2 protein-coding genes are annotated in these 1,254 nt (G+C 74.4%); one reads left to right on the forward strand and one right to left on the reverse strand.

Annotated features, from left to right (window positions below; genetic code table 11):
* Positions 1-167: 167 nt before the first annotated feature.
* Positions 168-374 (reverse strand): hypothetical protein, encoded by a 207-nt coding sequence (locus ACWCSD_RS52740; protein WP_352323071.1) that lies wholly within the window; start codon positions 372-374, stop codon positions 168-170.
* 196 nt (positions 375-570) lie between these two features.
* On the opposite strand from ACWCSD_RS52740, the gene ACWCSD_RS52745 reads away from it, so the two are divergent.
* On the forward strand, positions 571-1,158 hold the full coding sequence (locus tag ACWCSD_RS52745; protein ID WP_449927530.1) for an SCO2322 family protein: 588 nt from the start codon (positions 571-573) through the stop codon (positions 1,156-1,158).
* The last annotated feature ends 96 nt before the right edge of the window (positions 1,159-1,254 follow it).

Genomic DNA, 1,254 nt, shown 5'->3' on the forward strand with positions numbered 1-1,254 from the left:
CGGCGTCAAGCTGGAGGACGACGTGCTCAAGCGCATCGACGACGTGCTCGGCACGGTCGTGGAGCGCGACCCGGCCAAGACGGTGAGCCCCGCCGTCCGTCCGTGACCGGAGAACGGAAAACCCCTTGAGCCACAATGCGCTCAAGGGGTTTCCGTTTTTTCGCGGATCACTCCGGACGCAATGACAATCCCGTGTATTCGACGCGGTCCTCGTCGAGCAGCGCCACCTGCTCGACGCCGGATTCGAGCAGCTCACGCCAGTTCTCCCCGAGCCAGGACTCCGCATCGGCCTGACTCGGGAAAACCTCTCGCGGCAAAGGGCGGTCCGTCACCTCACCACCATTTGCATTTTCATAACGCCACCGCCATGTCATGCCATACGCTCCTTCTCCGCGGGTTCGCCGGCGCCTTCCCTCCGACGGCACTGGAACCCTACTCCCGAGCTCGGAGGTCCATCGATGCTGCGCGCGGGCCGTGTCGCCGCGGCGGTCGTCCTGGGGGCGGCCGCCGTAGTCCTTCTCCCCTCCTCCGCGCTCGGCTCACCCTCCTCGCGGCCCGGCGGTCCCGCGCCTGGGGCCGTGCGGCTGTGGGGGGGTCTGGCGCAGCGACGGCACGGCGTGGCTGGCGTCCACGGCCGCGTACGAGCCGGCGGACGGCTCGGTCGTCGGGTGGCGCTTCGCGGTCTCGGCCGACGGGTCGGTGGGCGAGCCGCCGGGGGGTGAGCTGCCGTCGTTCCCGGCGGTGTGCGTCCAGGACGCGGCCGGTTCGGGGCACAAGCGGGTGGCGGTCGCGGTGGACTTCGGGGACGGGGAGGGCGACGTCCCGTCCGGTGAGCGGCCGCCGGCGCACCCGCTGCTGCGCTGCGTGACCGGCGCCGAGGACGCGACCGCCGCCCAGCTCCTGGCCTCCGCGGCCAGGGTCGGCGTGAACGGGCGCGGCGAGGTCGTGTCGGTCAGCGGCTACCCGTCCCAGGCCGCGGGGACGACCCCGTCCCAGGGCGCGGACGCCGCCGAGCGGGCCGCCGCGCCCGCGGGCGCGCCCCGCGGAGTTCCGGCGCTGCTGATCGCGGGCGGGGCGGGGGCGCTGTTGTTGCTCGGCGCGGGCACGGCCCTGGCCGCCCGGCGCCGCCCCGGTCGGGCCGGTCGGGCCGGTCGGTAGCCTCTGGGCGGTGAAGATTCTTCTCTCCGGGACCGGGGGTGCGGCGGGCTGGCCGGTGGACGGGTGCCCGTGCGCCTCGTGCGCCCGGCTCCCCCA

It is taken from the genome of Nonomuraea sp. NPDC001684, assembly GCF_053596515.1.

Bases quoted from the DNA above. Each gene is read 5' to 3' on its own strand.
- ACWCSD_RS52740 (WP_352323071.1), bottom strand. From the start codon at position 374: ATGACATGGCGGTGGCGTTATGAAAATGCAAATGGTGGTGAGGTGACG.